Origin of the sequence: Pseudomonas sp. MG-9 (genome assembly GCF_018729515.1) — a bacterium.
GTDB classification, from domain to species: domain Bacteria; phylum Pseudomonadota; class Gammaproteobacteria; order Pseudomonadales; family Pseudomonadaceae; genus Aquipseudomonas; species Aquipseudomonas serboccidentalis.
The window spans coordinates 287,479-304,732 of the sequence record NZ_JAHHZH010000003.1 but is presented as its reverse complement, the minus strand read 5'-3'; the positions used below and the strand labels follow the sequence as shown (position 1 = coordinate 304,732).

Below are 17,254 nucleotides of genomic sequence, written 5' to 3'. Positions count from 1 at the left end.
TTCAAAGGTAACTCATGACAAATGCAATCGTTGCGTTAGCTGTTCCGGCGCGCATACCCTTGTCAAACCCACCATTGCCACCGGTTTCAGCGACGCGAAAGTAACGAGCGCTCAGGGGGATCTTCAAGTTGCCTCCCGCAGAGGAATAGTCCGCGAATACATAGCTTTGATGTAAGACTAAGGGGTTTCCATCGCTATTGAGTACTTGCAAAGCCACACCCTGAGCAGTCGAATCTGCACTCAGCTTTACGATACCCCTCGTGGAATTTTGCGAGGGAGAAGTTAGGGTAGGCTTGAGTGTATAAGTTACTTTTTTTATGCCTGGCGGACAGTTGTTAAGGCTGATGTCAAATTTGACCGGCTCAGAATATGCGCCGTTATGGGCAAAGCTACTCATGTCATGCGACCCCATGTCTACTTTGATGTCCGGCGTTTCACAGGATTGAGGCACAATCGTTGTGCCATTGGTCGCCATTGCGAGTGGTGACACTCCATCTGCATGGAAAATCCCAAGTGTTCCTGCCGGGATTTTCTGTACATCGATTACATCCGCTATTTTGAATAGCCGTAGCACGTGTCTTGTGGTGTCCCATCCGTATCCGCCCGCCTCTCGGCGAATACCCGGATAAATGGGTAGGGTTACATTGTCTTTGTAGGACCACTGCCAGGCGAGCCCGGTGTTTCCGATTGCGTAAACAAGGTCACCCGATTTAGACACACCGACGTTGTTCTGAATACCATATGAAAACTCGTTAGTACATTTATACGAGCTGGGCGTAGGTCCCATTGTGAGCGGAGGGCTTTCATATATTACGGTGCCGTTAGGTGTATCACGAGGAATCGAAAGTGTAGCGGGTACTTGCATAGTGATAGTTGTTTGATGATGCCCCGGGTAGAACGAGCAATTAGCCGCGCCCGCGTAGCAGGGCGCGAAAAGTAACGACAGACATAGCGTGGGAATCAATTTCGTTAGCTGGAGCGGGCGCTGGAGTTTGAAACGCTTCATGAAGAGGGCTTTACGTATCGGCCAGTGAGCGGCGTACGTTAGCCAAGGTATTCAAGCCCGCACATCAGGCGATTCTTAGAAAGCAATCATCCCTTGCACCGTGTTGCCGCCTTCGCGAGCAGGCTCACTCCTACATGTGGAATGCGTTCCCCCTGTAGGAGTGAGCCTGCTCGCGATGGCCTTCTTCTATGCGCCACAAAAACCCAGCCCACTGGTCAACTAATTACAAAGCAACCTAACTATTACGTTGACATTCGCTGCCTAGGCAGTAACATCTCGACATACATTCACTGCCTAGGCAGTTATTAGGTGAGCAAATGAAGCATTTCACCCCGGACGAATTCAAACACTGTCATCTCGGCCTGTTGCTGGGTCGTGCCGCGCTGCTCAAGGACCGGATCATCGACACCCACATGGAACCCCACGGCATCACCGCCGCGCAGTTCAAGGTGTTGATCATCATGGCCCAGTTCGGCGTCGACACCCCGGCCGAACTGTGCCGGCACCTGTCGCTGGACAGCGGTTCGATGACGCGCATGCTCGATCGTCTGGAGCAGAAGGGCTTTCTGGCTCGCCAACGCAGCGAAGGCGATCGCCGTCAGGTGCAGCTCAAGCTCACCGAACAGGGCCAGCAACTGGCCGATCGCCTGCCGTACATCGGCGCCGATGCGATGAATGAACTGGCCGGCGCCGTCACTCCGGACGAGTTGAAGACCCTGGAATACATCCTCAAGAAAATCCTGCTGGCAGCCGGTGATCCGATCACTATCCAGCGGTTAGGTGAACACAATGAGCGGTAACACCTTGCGCAGCAGCCTGACCCTGGTGCTGTCGGCGATGATCCTCGCCGGCTGCGCCAACTACAGCGGCCTCGACACTCAAGGCAAAAGCCTTGATGCGAAAAGCCTCAATGTCAGCCAGTCCCTCAACGGCGTGACCCTGTCGCCGGCCGCATGGCCGAAGAGCGACTGGTGGACCAGCCTTGGCGATTCGCAACTCGACGGTCTGATCCGCGAAGCCCTGCACGACAGCCCGGACATGCAGATCGCCGAGGCCCGCGCGCATCAGGCCAGCGCCGCCGCGTATGCCGCCGATGCCGAACGCTATCCGACCCTCGACGCCAGCGCCGGTATCAGCCGTTCGCGCCTGGCCAAGGATCAGGACCCGCGAGGGCAGGGCGATGCCTACGCCACCGTGCGTAATGTCAGCGCCGGCTTCAATTACAACTTCGACCTGTGGGGCGGCCAGCGTGATGCCTGGGAAGCCGCACTCGGTCAGGCCCGCGCCGCTGAAGTCGACCGTCAGGCTGCGCAATTGACCCTCGCCGCCGACGTGGCCCGGGCCTACAGCGATCTGGGCCAGGCGCACATCGTTTACGACCTGGCCAACGACGACCTCAAGCGCACCAGACAGATGCTCGACCTGAGCCAGCGACGTTTGAGTGCCGGGATCGACAGCCAGTACCAGTTCCAGCAAACCCAAAGCCTTGAGGCCAGCTCCGAAGCCAGCCTGATCGATGCGGAAAAACGCTTGAACAGCGCCAAAATCGCCCTGGCCGTGCTGCTTGGCAAAGGCCCGGATCGCGGCAACGAAATCGCCCGGCCGAAAGTCCTGCAGGCCAGCGCCGTGGCGGTGCCGTCGGTGCTGCCGGCGGAACTGCTCGGTCGTCGCCCGGATCTGGTCGCTGCGCGCTGGCGCGTCGAAGCCGCAAGTAAAGACATCGACTCGGCGAAGACCCGCTTCTATCCCAACCTGAACCTTACGGCGTCCGCCGGTGCCGAATCCTTGTTGGGTGACGCGATTTTCGGGTCGGCCAGTCGTTTCTTCAACATCGCCCCGACCATTTCGGTGCCGATCTTCGACGGCGGGCGCCTGCGCGCCAACCTCGATGCGCGCGACGCCGATTACGACCTGGCCGTGGCGCAGTACAACAAAAGCCTGGTGAAAGCACTGGGTGATGTCAGCGACACGATCAACCAGCTGCGTGACATCGGCCGGCAGATCGGCGCGCAACAACACGCCACCGACATTGCTCAGGATTCTTACAACACCGTCGTCCAGCGTTACGGTTCCGGCATCGGCAACTACCTGGACGTGCTCAGCATCGAGCAGCAACTGCTGCAGGCCCAGCGTCAACTGGCCAACCTCAATGCCGAGCAGATCGACCTGTCGATTCAACTGATGCAAGCGCTGGGCGGCGGCTTCCAGGGTGAAACCCTGACCGCAGCCAACGCCACCCCAGCCACGCCGCACAACTAATTCAGGTATTTGTCATGGCCACTGCCGAAAACACTCAAGCTCAAGCCAACACCCCGGACACCGGCAATCCGCGCAAACGCAAAGTAATGCTGCTGGTGCTGACCGCTGTCGTCGTCCTCGCCTGTGCCGGCGTCTGGGCGTATCACGAATTCATCGGACGCTTTAACGAAAGCACCGACGACGCCTACGTCAACGGCAACGTCGTCGAAATCACGCCGCTGGTGACCGGCACCGTGGTCAGCATTGGCGCTGACGATGGTGATCTGGTCCACGAAGGCCAGGTGCTGATCAACTTCGACCCCAACGACGCCGAAGTCGGCCTGCAAAGCGCCCAGGCGAAACTGGCGCGCACCGTGCGTCAGGTGCGTGGTCTGTACAGCAACGTCGATGGCATGAAAGCCCAGGTCAACGCGCAACAGGCTGAAGTGCAGAAGGCGCAGGACAACTACAACCGCCGGAAAAACCTCGCCGCAGGCGGGGCGATTTCCCAGGAAGAACTGTCCCACGCCCGCGACGACCTGACCTCGGCGCAAAACGCCCTGGCCAACGCCAAACAGCAACTGAAAACCACCAGCGCACTGGTCGATGACACCGTGGTCTCGTCGCACCCGGACGTGATGCAGGCCGCCGCCGAATTGCGTCAGGCCTACCTGACCAACGCCCGCAGCACCTTGATCGCGCCGGTCACCGGTTATGTCGCCAAGCGCACCGTGCAACTCGGTCAACGGGTCCAGCCGGGCACCGCGCTGATGGCGGTGATTCCGCTGGATCAGCTGTGGATCGACGCCAACTTCAAGGAAACCCAGCTGCGTGACATGCGCATCGGCCAGCCGGTGGACATCGAGTCCGACATCTACGGCAGCAGCGTGAAGTACAGCGGCACCGTCGACAGCCTCGGCGCCGGTACCGGCAGCGCGTTTGCCCTGCTGCCGGCGCAGAACGCCACCGGTAACTGGATCAAGATCGTGCAGCGTGTGCCGGTGCGGATTCACGTCAACGCCGAAGAGCTGGCCAAGCATCCGCTGCGGGTCGGTCTGTCGACCAACGTCGAGGTCAACCTGCACGACCAGAGCGGTCCGGTGCTGGCCCAGCAGCCGCCGCAAAAGGCCTCGTTCAGCACCAATGTCTACGACCGCCAACTGGCCGAAGCCGACGCGATGATTGCGCAGCTGATCCACGACAACAGCGCTGTGGTCAGCAAAACCGCGCAACGCTGAGATCACACTCCTCAGGTGCGGGCCTTTGTGGCGAGGGAGCTTGCTCCCGCTGGGGCGCGCAGCGGCCCCAAAAGCTTGCGACTGCTTCGCAGCCGAGCGGGAGCAAGCTCCCTCGCCACAAAGACCCGCTCCATAGCGTCAACCTGGTTTCATAGGATTCACGATGAGCAATAACGCCTCTTTCACCCCGCCCAGCCTGTTGCTCAGCACCATCGGCCTGTCGCTGGCGACGTTCATGCAAGTGCTCGACACCACCATCGCCAACGTGGCCCTGCCGACGATTTCCGGCAACCTGGGGGTGAGTTCGGAGCAGGGCACCTGGGTGATCACCTCGTTTGCCGTGAGCAACGCCATTGCGTTGCCGCTGACCGGTTGGCTCAGCCGCCGTTTCGGCGAGGTGAAGCTGTTTCTCTGGGCCACCATCCTGTTTGTGCTGGCCTCGTTTCTCTGCGGTATCTCCACCTCGATGCCGGAACTGATCGGCTTCCGTGTGCTGCAAGGCCTGGTGGCCGGGCCGCTGTACCCGATGACGCAAACCCTGTTGATCGCGGTGTATCCGCCGGCGAAGCGCGGGATGGCGTTGGCGCTATTGGCGATGGTTACGGTGGTGGCGCCGATTGCCGGTCCCATTCTCGGTGGCTGGATTACTGACAGCTACAGCTGGCCGTGGATCTTTTTCATCAACGTGCCGATCGGCATCTTTGCGGTGATGGTGGTGCGCTCGCAACTGGCCAAGCGTCCGGTCGAGACCAGTCGGCAGCCGATGGACTACGTCGGGCTGATCTCGCTGATCATCGGGGTTGGCGCGTTGCAGGTGATCCTCGACAAGGGCAATGACCTGGACTGGTTCGAATCGAACTTCATCATCATCGGCGCGGCGATTTCGGTGATTGCGCTGGCGGTGTTCATTATCTGGGAAATGACCGACCAGCATCCGGTGGTCAATCTGCGCTTGTTCGCCCACCGCAACTTCCGCATCGGCACGCTGGTGTTGGTGCTGGGTTATGCCGGGTTCTTCGGCATCAACCTGATCCTGCCGCAGTGGCTGCAGACACAGATGGGCTACACCGCGACCTGGGCCGGTCTGGCCGTGGCGCCGATCGGCATTCTGCCGGTGTTGCTGTCGCCGTTTGTCGGCAAGTACGCGAACAAGTTCGACCTGCGTCTGCTGGCCGGGCTGGCGTTCCTGGCGATCGGCCTGAGCTGCTTCATGCGCGCCGGGTTCACCAACGAGGTGGACTTCCAGCACATCGCCCTGGTGCAGCTGTTCATGGGCATCGGCGTGGCGTTGTTCTTCATGCCGACCCTGAGCATCCTCATGTCGGATCTGCCGCCAAGCCAGATTGCCGACGGCGCCGGTCTTGCGACTTTCCTGCGGACCCTGGGCGGCAGCTTCGCGGCGTCACTGACCACGTGGATCTGGATCCGCCGCGCCGATCAGCACCATGCGTACATGAGCGAAAGCATCAGCACCTATGAGCCGGCGACCCGCGAGGCGCTGAATCAACTGGGCGGGGCGGGTAATCCGGCGTATGCGCAGCTGGATCACGTGCTGACCAGCCAGGCATACATGCTCTCCACCGTGGATTACTTCACGCTGCTGGGCTGGGGCTTCATGGGGCTGATTCTGATTGTCTGGCTGGCGAAGCCGCCGTTTGCTGCCAAGGCAGGGCCTGCGGCCAGCGGTCACTGATCTGCAATGCGATCAAACTGTAGGAGTGAGCCTGCTCGCGATAGCGATATCACATTCAACATCTGTGTTGACTGATACACCGCTATCGCGAGCAGGCTCACTCCTACAGGGTTTTGTGTCTTAGCTCCTACATTGGAATGCGTTTCCCTGTAGGAGCTGCCGAAGGCTGCGATCTTTTGATCTTGGCTTTTAGATTGCGGGGGCGGGCAGGGCCGGAGGCGGGGCGAAGTCGAACGGCGCCAAGGCAAACCCGTTCTCATCCACCTGCAACGCCCATCCCTGACGATCCCAATCCCCCAGCACAATCCGCTTCGCCGCCTGCTCGCCGAGCTGCAGCTTGTGGATCGCCGGACGATGGGTGTGGCCGTGAATCAGGGTTTTCACCCCGTATTGCTGCATGATTCGCGGAATTTCTTCCGGGGTGACATCGACAATGTCGTTGGCCTTCATGCGCGTCTGCTCCCGGCTTTCGCTGCGCAGCTTGCGCGCCAGTTTATGGCGGGTGCTCAGGGGCAGATGGCGCAGGATGAACAGGGTGATCGGGTTGCGCAGGTAGCGACGCAGCTTCATGTAGGCTTCGTCGCGGGTGCACAGGCTGTCGCCGTGCATCAGCAACACCGGCTCACCGTAAAACTGCACGACGCTCGGGTCCTTCAACAGCGTGCAGCCGGCTTCTTTGCAGAAAGCCTTGCCGAGCAGGAAGTCGCGATTGCCGTGCATCAGAAAGATCGCCGTGCCGCTGTCGCTCAATGCGCGCAGGGCCTGGCAGATGGAACGCTGGAAGGGCGTCATGGCATCGTCGCCAATCCACGCCTCGAAAAAGTCGCCCAGAATGTACAGCGCACTCGCCGAGCGGGCGCGTCCGGCGAGCAAATCCAGAAACGCCCGGGTAATGTCCGGGCGCTCCTCTTCCAGATGCAAGTCTGAAATCAGCAATATCACGCTTCGATGATCTCGGCTTTCTCGATGATCACGTCGTCGCTTGGTACGTCCTGGTGGCCAGCTTTGGAGCCGGTCGCGACTTTCTTGATGCTGTCGACAACGTCGGTGCCTGCGGTGACTTTACCGAACACGGCGTAGCCCCAGCCTTGTACGTTCTTGCCGCTGTGGTTCAGGAAGCTGTTGTCGGCGACGTTGATGAAGAACTGCGCCGACGCCGAATGCGGCTCCATGGTACGGGCCATGGCGATGGTGTACTTGTCGTTGGAAAGACCGTTGTCGGCTTCGTTCTGGATGCTTGGACGCTTGTCTTTCTTTTCCTTCATGCCTGGCTCGAAACCGCCGCCCTGGATCATGAAGTTACCGATTACACGGTGGAAAACGGTGTTTTCGTAGTGACCGGCTTTGACGTACTCGATGAAGTTGGCCACGGTGATCGGGGCCTTTTCAGCGTTCAGTTCGATGACGATGTCGCCATGGTTGGTGGTCAGTTTGACTTGAGTCATGGTCATTACTCTTTATAAGGAATCCGTGGTTCTGGGACATTCAGCCCCACAACCGGTTCAGCCTGCTTCGGCCAAGGAGCGCAGTTTAGCGTGACAGGCGCGAATTTCGAGGCTGTTTTTCAAATCCCGGCGATTAAATGCGCTCCTTTATAGGCCGTGCTCTGTCAGCCCCTTGACAGCATCGGCTATGATAGCGGCTTTGTTTTGTCTGGCCCCCTTTGCGGCCGCGCACATGTAAGTCAAGGATCCTATGAGCAAGCCCACTGTCGACCCTACCTCGAATGCCAAGTCCGGCCCTGCCGTGCCGGTCAATTTCCTGCGGCCGATCATCCAGGCAGACCTGGACTCGGGCAAGCACACCCAGATCGTCACCCGTTTCCCGCCTGAGCCCAACGGCTACCTGCATATCGGCCACGCCAAGTCGATCTGCGTGAACTTCGGCCTGGCCCAGGAGTTCGGCGGCGTCACGCACCTGCGTTTCGACGACACCAACCCGGCCAAGGAAGACCAGGAATACATCGACGCGATCGAAGCTGACGTCAAATGGCTGGGCTTCGAGTGGTCCGGCGAAGTGCGCTATGCCTCGCAGTATTTCGACCAGTTGCACGACTGGGCGGTGGAGCTGATCAAGGCCGGCAAGGCTTACGTCGACGACCTGACCCCTGAGCAGGCCAAGGAATACCGCGGCAGCCTGACCGAGCCGGGCAAGAACAGCCCGTTCCGCGACCGTTCGGTTGAAGAGAACCTCGACTGGTTCGCCCGCATGCGTGCCGGCGAGTTCCCGGATGGCGCCCGTGTGCTGCGCGCGAAGATCGACATGGCCTCGCCGAACATGAACCTGCGCGACCCGATCATGTACCGCATCCGCCACGCCCATCACCACCAGACGGGCGACAAGTGGTGCATCTACCCGAACTACGACTTCACCCACGGTCAGTCGGACGCCATCGAAGGCATCACCCACTCGATCTGCACCCTGGAGTTCGAAAGCCATCGTCCGCTGTACGAGTGGTTCCTGGAAAACCTGCCGGTGCCGGCCAACCCGCGCCAGTACGAGTTCAGCCGCCTGAACCTGAACTACACCATCACCAGCAAGCGCAAGCTCAAGCAACTGGTCGATGAAAAGCACGTCAATGGCTGGGACGATCCGCGCATGTCCACGCTGTCGGGCTTCCGCCGCCGTGGCTACACGCCGAAATCGATCCGCAACTTCTGCGAAATGGTCGGCACCAACCGTTCCGACGGCGTGGTCGACTTCGGTATGCTCGAATTCAGCATCCGTGACGATCTGGACCACAGCGCCCCGCGCGCCATGTGCGTGCTGCGTCCGCTGAAAGTCGTGATCACCAACTACCCGGAAGGCCAGGTCGAGAACCTCGAACTGCCGCGCCACCCGAAAGAAGACATGGGCGTGCGTGCGCTGCCGTTCGCCCGGGAAATCTACATCGACCGTGAAGATTTCATGGAAGAGCCGCCGAAGGGTTACAAACGTCTGGAAGCGGGCGGCGAAGTGCGTCTGCGCGGCAGCTACGTGATCCGTGCCGACGAAGCGATCAAGGATGCCGACGGCAACATCGTCGAGCTGCGTTGCTCGTACGACCCGGACACCCTGGGCAAGAACCCTGAAGGCCGCAAGGTCAAAGGCGTGATCCACTGGGTGCCGGCCGCTGCCAGCGTCGAGTGCGAAGTGCGTCTGTATGATCGCCTGTTCCGCTCTCCGAACCCGGAGAAGGCCGAAGACAGCGCGAGTTTCCTGGACAACATCAACCCTGACTCACTGCAAGTGCTGACCGGTTGTCGTGCTGAACCCTCGCTGGGCAATGCACAGCCGGAAGACCGTTTCCAGTTCGAGCGCGAAGGCTACTTCGTCGCGGATATCAAGGACTCGAAACCAGGTCAGCCGGTATTCAACCGTACAGTGACCCTGCGTGATTCGTGGGGCCAGTGATTTAGCGTCAAGGAAACTAACGTGCTGACGATCTACAACACGCTCACCAAGAGCAAAGAAGTCTTCAAACCGCTGGATGGCAACAAGGTGCGCATGTACGTGTGCGGCATGACCGTGTACGACTACTGCCACCTCGGCCACGGCCGCAGCATGGTCGCGTTCGACCTGGTGACCCGCTGGTTGCGGTTCAGCGGTTACGACCTGACCTACGTGCGCAACATCACCGACATCGACGACAAGATCATCAACCGGGCCCGCGAGAACGGTGAGTCGTTCGAAGCGTTGACCGAGCGCATGATCGCCGCGATGCACGAAGACGAAGCGCGCCTGAACATCAAGAAGCCGGACATGGAACCGCGCGCCACGGATCACATTCCGGGCATGCACGCGATGATCCAGACCCTGATCGACAAAGGCTTCGCTTACGCCCCGGGCAACGGTGACGTGTACTACCGCGTTGCCAAATTCATGGGCTACGGCAAGCTGTCGCGCAAGAAGATCGAAGACCTGCGCATCGGTGCGCGCATCGAAGTCGACGAGTCGAAGGAAGATCCGCTGGACTTCGTCCTGTGGAAAGCCGCCAAACCGGGCGAGCCGAGCTGGGAGTCGCCGTGGGGCGCCGGGCGTCCGGGCTGGCACATCGAGTGCTCGGTGATGTCCACCTGCTGCCTCGGTGAGACCTTCGACATTCATGGCGGCGGCAGCGACCTTGAGTTCCCGCACCACGAAAACGAAATCGCCCAGAGCGAAGCGGCCACCGGCAAGACCTACGCCAACGCGTGGATGCATTGCGGCATGATCCGCATCAATGGCGAGAAGATGTCCAAGTCCTTGAACAACTTCTTCACCATTCGCGACGTGCTCGACAAGTACCACCCGGAAGTCGTGCGTTACCTGCTGGTGTCGAGCCACTACCGCAGCGCGATCAACTACTCGGAAGACAACCTCAAGGACGCCAAGGGCGCACTCGAGCGGTTCTACCATGCGTTGAAAGGTCTGCCGAGCGTCGCTCCGGCCGGCGGCGAAGCGTTCGTCGAGCGTTTCACCACGGTGATGAACGACGACTTCGGCACGCCGGAAGCCTGCGCGGTGCTGTTCGAGATGGTCCGTGAGATCAATCGTCTGCGCGAGAGCGATCTCGATGCAGCGGCCGGTTTAGCGGCGCGTCTGAAAGAGCTGGCGAGCGTGCTGGGCGTGTTGCAGCTGGAGGCCGATGACTTCCTGCAGGCGGGCGCCGAAGGGCGTGTCGATGCGGCTGAAGTGGATGCGCTGATCGCTGCGCGCCTGGCGGCACGGGCCGGCAAGGACTGGGCCGAATCCGACCGCATCCGCGACCAGCTCACCGCCATGGGCGTGGTGCTGGAAGACGGCAAGGGCGGCACGACCTGGCGTCTGGCTGACTGACAGCCTGATCTGCTTTAAAACAAAACCCGCCTTGTGCGGGTTTTTGTTTTTGGGGTGGGCTGTGGTTTGTGTGGTGACGGGACTGGCGCCTTCGCGAGCAAGCCCGCTCCCACAATTGATCTCTGGTGGGTTTGAGTTATAGGTACGACGCCAATCCTGTGGGAGCGGGCTTGCTCGTGAAGAGGCCAGACCGGCCGGCTTGTCATTCGGCTTGGCGCAACCGCTTGTACAGGGTGTTGCGGCTCACACCCAGCCGCCGCGCCAAATGCGAAATATTCCCCCCAGCCGCCTTCAACTCCCGGTTCAAGGCTTCAATATCATTCAGATCAACCCCCAGTGGCGGCGCGCTCTCGACTGGCTCCATTTCCAGATCGACAAAAAAATCATCCGGCAAATGCTCCGATCGCACTGGCTGTTCCTCGGCCATCGCCAGCGCCACCTGCATCACGCTGCTGACCTGGCGCAGATTGCCCGGCCACGGATGGCGCTCGAACAGTTCCAGCACCTCACGGCTCAACCCAGCCCATTGCGTCGGCTCGCGATGCTGCTCCCACAGGCGTTTGAACAACGCCTCTTTATCACTGCGTTCCCTCAGCGGTGGCAGCTCAAGGGTCAGGCCGCCGATGCGGTAATACAAATCCTCGCGAAACCGCCCCAATTGCACCTGTTCGCGCAGCGAACGGTTGGTCGCCGAGATAATTCGCAGATCCACCGGGAACAGCTCACTGCTGCCCACCGGTTGTACGCAGCGCTCCTGTAGCACCCGCAACAGGCGCGCCTGGGTCGGCAATGGCATATCGCCGATTTCGTCGAGGAACAGCGTGCCTTTGTCGGCCTTGCGGATCAGGCCGATGCTGCCTTTCTGGTTGGCGCCAGTGAACGCGCCTTTCTCGTAGCCGAACAGTTCCGACTCCACCAGTTCGGCGGGGATCGCCGCACAGTTGACGGCGATGAATGCCTGTTTGCTGCGCGAGCTGGCCTGGTGCAGGGCTTTGACGAATACCTCTTTGCCGACTCCGGTTTCACCGTGGATCAGTAGCGGAATGTCCTTTTCCAGCAGGCGTTCGGCCTGGCGCACGGCTTTTTCCACGCGGCTGTCGCCGAAGTGCAGGGTGTTGAGGCTGATCGCGTTCGACGCTTTAACAGGCGGTTCCGCGCTTTTCGGCTCGGTAAACACTCGTGCCTGAACCGGTGCCTGTTTCGGTCGCTTCAATAAACACTGAAAGCGGTTTCGCCCCGAGGTCTGCAAGGCAAACGGCAAGCCATCCGGCTGATTGATCAACTCCAGCAACGACACCTTGAACAGACTTTCGACGCTGACCCGCGATAAACGCACACCGAGCAGATTGTCCGCCCGCCGATTGGCCGACAGCACCTGACCGCCCTCATCGAAAATCAACAGACCCGCCCACTGACTGTCGAGGTTGTTCAACCCGGTGTTGAAGGTCAGTTGAAAGTGCTGGCCGTGGAACAGGTTGAGGATCAGCCGGTTCTCTACGGTCTGGCTCATCATCTTGACCATGCCCAGGGTGTGCGAGGGCGGCAGGTAACTGTCGCTGGACACGTCGAGCACCGCGATGACTTTGCGCTCGGCGTCGAAAATCGGCGCGGCGGAACCGGTCATGAAACGGTTGGCCTTGAGAAAGTGCTCGTCATGTTCGATGTGCACCGCTTGCTCGCAGGCCAGCGCGGTGCCAATCGCATTGGTGCCGCTGGAGCGTTCCATCCAGCTCGCGCCGGCGCGAAAGCCCCGGGCCAGGTTCGGCTCGATAAAGCGCTGGGTGCCCCACGATGTCAGCACCTGGCCCTGATGGTCGGCGAGCATGATCAGGCAATTGGAATTACTCAGGATGTTCTCGTAGTACGGCAGCACTTCCTGATGGGTGGTCTGCACCAGCGAATGGTGACTGTCGAGCAACTGCGCGATGCCGGCGGCGGGCAGTTGATCGAACGCCGGGGCGCTTTGATGGTTGAGACCGAAGGCGCGGCAACGTTGCCAGGAGGTCTGGACGATCGCGTCGTGGGACAGCGGCGGGGCAGGTGCGGCCATGGCAGGTCAGCCTCTGATGCAGCGTTTTTATTATTGTTATGGATGACACAAACACCGTGTAGGAGCTGCCGAAGGCTGCGATCTTTTGATCTTTTTTAATAACAAAAGTCAAAAGATCGCAGCCTTCGGCAGCTCCTACAGGGAGCGTGAACAGTCCTTAGAGTGTTGTTCACTATTGTTCATTGTCAATCGCCCAACTGTTCAAATGTGTTCAGCAATGAACGCCCGTTCCCCGCGTTTTCGGCACTTTTCACGACAAATCAACCAGTTGCCATTTCTGGCACGAATGTCGCTCTGCTGCACAGGTCGCTTGACTCCAATAATAAAAAGGCCGAGCCATGTCACTCACCCTGGAGCACGTCAGCCGTACCGTCGAAGGCCAGACCTGGATCGACGATGCCTGCCTGAAATTCGAACCCGGATCCTTCAATGTTCTGCTCGGTCGCACGCTGTCCGGCAAGACCAGCCTCATGCGTCTGATGGCCGGTCTGGACAAGCCCGACAGCGGTCGCATCCTGATGAACGGCGTTGACGTCACCCAGCGCCCGGTGCGCCTGCGCAACGTGTCGATGGTCTATCAGCAGTTCATCAATTACCCGACCATGACCGTGTTCGAGAACATCGCCTCGCCGTTGCGCCAGGCCGGTGTCACCAAGGAGCTCATCCACAGCAAGGTCGAGGAAACCGCGCGCATGCTGCGCATCGAGAAGTTCTTGCAGCGCTATCCGCTGGAGCTTTCCGGCGGTCAGCAGCAGCGCACGGCGATGGCCCGGGCGCTGGTCAAGGATGCCGAGCTGATCCTGTTCGACGAGCCGCTGGTCAACCTCGACTACAAGCTGCGCGAAGAGCTGCGCCAGGAAATGCGCGAGTTGTTCAAACTGCGCCACACCATCGCGATCTACGCCACCACTGAGCCCAACGAAGCGTTGGCACTGGGCGGCACCACGACGATTCTGCACGAGGGCCGGGTGATCCAGAGCGGCCCTTCGACGGCGGTCTACCACCAGCCGCAAACGGTGCTGGCGGCGGAGTTGTTCTCCGAACCGCCGATCAACCTGATGCCCGGGCGTATTGCCGGTAACGAAGTCAGCTTCGCCAACTTCGTGCACTTCCCGTTGAACGTCGATCTGCGCCCGGTGGGTGAGGGCGAGTTCCGTTTTGGCGTGCGCCCCAGCCATATCTCGCTGGTGCCGAGCAACGATGACGATCTGGAACTGGCGGTCACCGTCGAAGTGGCGGAGATCAGCGGTTCGGAAACCTTTCTGCACGTGCGCAACGAGCATTTCCTGCTGGTGCTGCACCTGCCCGGGGTTCACGAGTACGACGTCGATGCGCCGATCCGCATCTACATCCCGACCCATAAACTGTTCGTGTTCGATGCGCAGGGCCGTCTGGTGCAGGCACCGGGCCAACGTGTCGCGAGGGTTGCCTGATGGCCGAAATCCGTTTGCAGCACCTCGCCCACAGCTACAGCAAGCAGCCGAGCGGGCCTGATGATTACGCGATCCGCGAGATGGACCACATCTGGGAGCAGGGTGGCGCCTACGCCTTGCTCGGCCCATCGGGGTGCGGCAAATCCACCCTGCTAAACATCATTTCCGGCCTGCTCAGCCCCTCGCAAGGGCACGTGTTGTTCGATGGCAAAGCGGTCAACGACCTGACCCCGGAGAAGCGCAACATCGCCCAGGTGTTCCAGTTCCCGGTGGTCTACGACACCATGACCGTGTTCGACAACCTCGCATTCCCCCTGAGAAACCAGGGCATGGCCGAGGCGAAAGTACACAGCAAGGTGCAGGAAATCGCCGAAGTCCTCGACCTGCAAAACCTGCTGAGCAAGAAGGCGCGCAACCTCACCGCCGACGAAAAACAAAAAGTCTCCATGGGCCGTGGCCTGGTGCGTGACGACGTCTCGGCGATCCTCTTCGACGAACCGCTGACGGTGATCGACCCGCACTTGAAGTGGAAACTGCGGCGCAAGCTCAAGCAGATCCACGAGCAGTTCAACATCACCATGGTCTACGTCACCCACGATCAACTGGAGGCTTCGACCTTCGCCGACAAGATCGCGGTGATGTACGGCGGGCAGATCGTGCAGTTCGGTACGCCCCGGGAATTGTTCGAGCGGCCGAGTCACACCTTTGTCGGCTACTTCATCGGCAGCCCCGGGATGAACCTGATCGACGTGCAGCCGCAACCGGGCGGGGTCGGTTTCGCCTCGACACATTTGCCACTTTCCGACGCCTTGCAGCGGCATATCGAACACGGTCAGTGGAAAAATCTGAAGGTCGGCATCCGTCCCGAGTTCATTCATGTGTGGGACGAGCCGTTTGACGAGGCGCTGCAGGCGCGGGTCGTACACGTCGAAGACCTCGGCACCTACAAGATCCTCACCCTCGACCTCGATGGCGCGCCGCTGAAGGTGCGCCTGGCCGAAGACAAACCGGTGCCGCAGGGCACGGCGTACATCAGTTTTCCGGCGCAGTGGCTGATGGTCTATGCCGACGAATTCCTGCTGGAAGACACCGACACTACCGAGGTGCAGCCATGAACAAGGTGCAGAACAACAAGGCCTGGTGGCTGGTGTTACCGGTGTTTCTGCTGGTGGCGTTCAGCGCGGTGATCCCGATGATGACCGTGGTCAACTACTCGGTGCAGGACATCTTCGACCAGTCCAGTCGCTACTTCGTCGGTGCCGACTGGTACAAGCAGGTGCTGCTCGATCCGCGTCTGCATGACTCGCTGCTGCGCCAGTTCATCTACTCGGCGTGCGTGCTGCTGATCGAAATCCCTCTGGGCATCGGCATCGCCCTGACCATGCCGACCAAGGGCCGCTGGTCGTCAGTGGTGTTGATCATTCTGGCGATTCCGTTGCTGATTCCGTGGAACGTGGTCGGCACCATCTGGCAGATCTTCGGCCGCGCCGACATCGGCCTGCTCGGCTCGAGCCTGAATGCGCTGGGTATCAGCTACAACTACGCGGCCAACACCATGGACGCCTGGGTCACGGTGCTGGTGATGGACGTCTGGCACTGGACCTCGCTGGTGGCGTTGCTGTGTTTCTCCGGGCTGCGGGCGATTCCCGACGTGTATTACCAGGCGGCGCGGATTGACCGCGCGTCGGCGTGGGCAGTGTTCCGCCACATCCAGTTGCCGAAGCTGAAAAGCGTGCTGCTGATCGCGGTGATGCTGCGCTTCATGGACAGTTTCATGATCTACACCGAGCCGTTCGTGCTCACCGGCGGCGGGCCGGGCAATGCCACGACCTTCCTCAGTCAGACGTTGACGCAGATGGCCGTCGGCCAATTCGATCTGGGGCCGGCAGCGGCGTTTTCGCTGGTGTACTTCCTGATCATCCTGTTGGTTTCGTGGCTGTTCTACACCGCCATGACCCATTCCGACGCCAATCGCTGAGGGCCCGGCCATGAGCAAAAGAAAGCTTATCCCGCTGCTGGTCTACATCCTGTTCGTGCTGGTGCCGATCTACTGGCTGCTGAACATGTCGTTCAAGAGCAACACCGAGATCCTCGGCGGCCTGACGCTGTTCCCCCAGGATTTCACCTGGCACAACTACAAGGTGATCTTCACCGATCCGAGCTGGTACAGCGGCTACATCAACTCGCTGTACTACGTCAGCCTGAACACAGTGATCTCGCTGAGCGTGGCGTTGCCGGCGGCGTACGCGTTTTCGCGGTATCGCTTCCTTGGCGACAAGCACTTGTTCTTCTGGTTGCTGACCAACCGCATGGCGCCGCCGGCGGTGTTTCTGTTGCCGTTCTTCCAGTTGTATTCGTCGATCGGGCTGTTCGACACGCACATTGCCGTGGCGTTGGCGCACTGCCTGTTCAACGTGCCGCTGGCGGTGTGGATTCTTGAAGGTTTCATGTCCGGTGTACCGAAGGAAATCGACGAAACCGCTTACATCGACGGCTACAGCTTCCCCAAGTTCTTCGTGAAGATTTTCATCCCGCTGATCGGCTCCGGCATCGGCGTCACGGCGTTTTTCTGCTTCATGTTTTCCTGGGTCGAACTGCTGCTGGCGCGCACGCTGACCTCGGTGAATGCCAAGCCGATTGCCGCGGTGATGACGCGCACGGTTTCCGCTTCGGGCATCGACTGGGGCGTGCTGGCGGCGGCGGGGGTATTGACCATCCTGCCGGGGATGCTGGTGATCTGGTTTGTTCGCAACCACGTGGCCAAGGGCTTTGCCCTGGGTCGGGTCTGAGGAACGCATG

14 protein-coding genes are annotated in these 17,254 nt (G+C 60.2%); 10 read left to right on the top strand and 4 right to left on the bottom strand.

Annotated features, from left to right (window positions below; translation table 11 throughout):
• Position 1: 1 nt before the first annotated feature.
• Positions 2 to 1,006, bottom strand: a complete 1,005-nt coding sequence (locus tag KKQ10_RS09680; RefSeq protein ID WP_215500945.1) for a fimbrial protein — start codon at positions 1,004 to 1,006, stop codon at positions 2 to 4.
• 317 nt (positions 1,007 to 1,323) lie between these two features.
• Between KKQ10_RS09680 and KKQ10_RS09675 the strand changes: the two genes are divergently transcribed.
• The 4 genes from KKQ10_RS09675 to KKQ10_RS09660 all read left to right on the top strand — a co-directional run bounded on the left by KKQ10_RS09675 (position 1,324) and on the right by KKQ10_RS09660 (position 6,175).
• Positions 1,324 to 1,806 (top strand): MarR family winged helix-turn-helix transcriptional regulator, encoded by a 483-nt coding sequence (locus tag KKQ10_RS09675; RefSeq protein WP_127651056.1) that lies wholly within the window; start codon positions 1,324 to 1,326, stop codon positions 1,804 to 1,806.
• A complete protein-coding gene (locus KKQ10_RS09670) occupies positions 1,796 to 3,265 on the top strand; it encodes an efflux transporter outer membrane subunit (protein WP_215500944.1) in 1,470 nt (489 codons plus the stop codon). The genes KKQ10_RS09675 and KKQ10_RS09670 overlap by 11 nt, the downstream gene beginning before the upstream one ends.
• Positions 3,266 to 3,279: 14 nt before the next feature.
• On the top strand, positions 3,280 to 4,482 hold the full coding sequence (locus KKQ10_RS09665; RefSeq protein WP_215500943.1) for an HlyD family secretion protein: 1,203 nt from the start codon (positions 3,280 to 3,282) through the stop codon (positions 4,480 to 4,482).
• A gap of 163 nt (positions 4,483 to 4,645) precedes the next feature.
• On the top strand, positions 4,646 to 6,175 hold the full coding sequence (locus KKQ10_RS09660; protein ID WP_127651053.1) for a DHA2 family efflux MFS transporter permease subunit: 1,530 nt from the start codon (positions 4,646 to 4,648) through the stop codon (positions 6,173 to 6,175).
• A gap of 189 nt (positions 6,176 to 6,364) precedes the next feature.
• Here KKQ10_RS09660 and lpxH read toward each other — a convergent pair whose 3' ends face one another.
• Both lpxH and KKQ10_RS09650 read right to left on the bottom strand, forming a co-directional pair.
• Positions 6,365 to 7,117, bottom strand: a complete 753-nt coding sequence (lpxH, locus tag KKQ10_RS09655; RefSeq protein WP_215500942.1) for a UDP-2,3-diacylglucosamine diphosphatase — start codon at positions 7,115 to 7,117, stop codon at positions 6,365 to 6,367.
• Complete coding sequence (locus KKQ10_RS09650) at positions 7,114 to 7,620, bottom strand: peptidylprolyl isomerase (protein ID WP_127651051.1); 507 nt, start codon at positions 7,618 to 7,620, stop codon at positions 7,114 to 7,116. Before KKQ10_RS09650 ends, lpxH begins: the two co-directional genes overlap by 4 nt.
• A gap of 250 nt (positions 7,621 to 7,870) precedes the next feature.
• Here KKQ10_RS09650 and KKQ10_RS09645 point away from each other — a divergent pair, with 250 nt between their 5' ends.
• Both KKQ10_RS09645 and cysS read left to right on the top strand, forming a co-directional pair.
• Positions 7,871 to 9,568, top strand: a complete 1,698-nt coding sequence (locus KKQ10_RS09645) for a glutamine--tRNA ligase/YqeY domain fusion protein (RefSeq protein WP_215500941.1) — start codon at positions 7,871 to 7,873, stop codon at positions 9,566 to 9,568.
• A 21-nt stretch (positions 9,569 to 9,589) separates the two neighbouring features.
• Entirely contained in the window at positions 9,590 to 10,972 is a 1,383-nt protein-coding gene (gene cysS, locus KKQ10_RS09640; RefSeq protein ID WP_047291685.1) for a cysteine--tRNA ligase, read from the top strand.
• Positions 10,973 to 11,174: 202 nt separating this feature from the next.
• Here the strand turns inward: cysS and KKQ10_RS09635 are convergent, their stop codons facing one another.
• Positions 11,175 to 13,022 carry a sigma-54-dependent Fis family transcriptional regulator gene (locus KKQ10_RS09635; protein WP_215500940.1) on the bottom strand — a complete coding sequence of 616 codons (1,848 nt, stop codon included), beginning with the start codon at positions 13,020 to 13,022 and terminating at the stop codon, positions 11,175 to 11,177.
• A 338-nt stretch (positions 13,023 to 13,360) separates the two neighbouring features.
• Between KKQ10_RS09635 and KKQ10_RS09630 the strand changes: the two genes are divergently transcribed.
• From KKQ10_RS09630 to KKQ10_RS09615, 4 genes are read left to right on the top strand one after another with little or no spacing between them, the layout of a single operon-like run.
• The gene (locus tag KKQ10_RS09630; RefSeq protein ID WP_127651048.1) at positions 13,361 to 14,455 is read left to right on the top strand and encodes an ABC transporter ATP-binding protein; all 1,095 of its coding nucleotides are present in this window, start codon (positions 13,361 to 13,363) and stop codon (positions 14,453 to 14,455) included.
• Positions 14,455 to 15,570, top strand: coding sequence for an ABC transporter ATP-binding protein (locus KKQ10_RS09625; protein WP_215500939.1), 1,116 nt, complete (start codon positions 14,455 to 14,457; stop codon positions 15,568 to 15,570). Before KKQ10_RS09630 ends, KKQ10_RS09625 begins: the two co-directional genes overlap by 1 nt.
• On the top strand, positions 15,567 to 16,433 hold the full coding sequence (locus tag KKQ10_RS09620; RefSeq protein ID WP_102357787.1) for a carbohydrate ABC transporter permease: 867 nt from the start codon (positions 15,567 to 15,569) through the stop codon (positions 16,431 to 16,433). Before KKQ10_RS09625 ends, KKQ10_RS09620 begins: the two co-directional genes overlap by 4 nt.
• 10 nt (positions 16,434 to 16,443) lie before the next feature.
• A complete protein-coding gene (locus tag KKQ10_RS09615; protein WP_127651046.1) occupies positions 16,444 to 17,244 on the top strand; it encodes a carbohydrate ABC transporter permease in 801 nt (266 codons plus the stop codon).
• Positions 17,245 to 17,254: the final 10 nt, after the last annotated feature.